The organism is Frankia sp. R82, from assembly GCF_023716925.1.
Taxonomy (GTDB): domain Bacteria; phylum Actinomycetota; class Actinomycetes; order Frankiales; family Frankiaceae; genus Frankia.
In genome coordinates this window covers 1-607 of the sequence record NZ_JAMQQG010000199.1, presented here as the reverse complement: position 1 = coordinate 607, position 607 = coordinate 1, and the positions used below count along the sequence as shown (strand labels likewise).

Below are 607 nucleotides of genomic sequence, written 5' to 3'. Positions count from 1 at the left end.
GCGGCAACGGGAGCGAGGAAACCCTCGGCATTGCGCTCCCACCCCTCACCACCCGAAGGACGCGAACGGACCGACACCGGCCGTAGTCCAGCCTTGTCCGCTTCCCCGACATGAACTTGAACGTCGACCGCACCCGAGGCCGGAACCCGCAACGGCGCCTGAATGACCAGCTCATCCAGAACCGGACAATCCACCAAATCACCCGCAGCGATCGCGAACTCGACCAGACCAGCACCCGGAACCACAACCGTGTCAACAATCGCATGATCAGCCAGCCAGGGATCCGCCTCAAGCGACAACCTCCCCGCCAACATCACCCCACCAGGAACATCGACCACCACATCCAACAACGCATGACCCGACGCGCGAGCCCCCGCCAAACCGACCACCGACCGGCCGTGCACCCTCGGAGCCAGCCAGTACCGGTCCCGCTGGAACGGATACGTCGGCAACGCTTCAACCAGCCCCGGCGCAGGAACACCCGGAATCACAGCCGCGAGCTCGGCCACCGAGACAGGACCGCCCGCCACCCACACGTCGACCATCGACTGCACGAACCTGGCCGACTCATCCTCATCACGCCGCAACGTCCCGGCCACGACTGCAT

Annotated in this window: 1 pseudogene; it reads right to left on the bottom strand. The window is 65.4% G+C overall.

The window, feature by feature from the left end:
- Positions 1-545: pseudogene (locus ND747_RS16600) on the bottom strand (polyketide synthase dehydratase domain-containing protein); the annotation flags it as partial.
- Between the last annotated feature and the right edge of the window lie 62 nt (positions 546-607).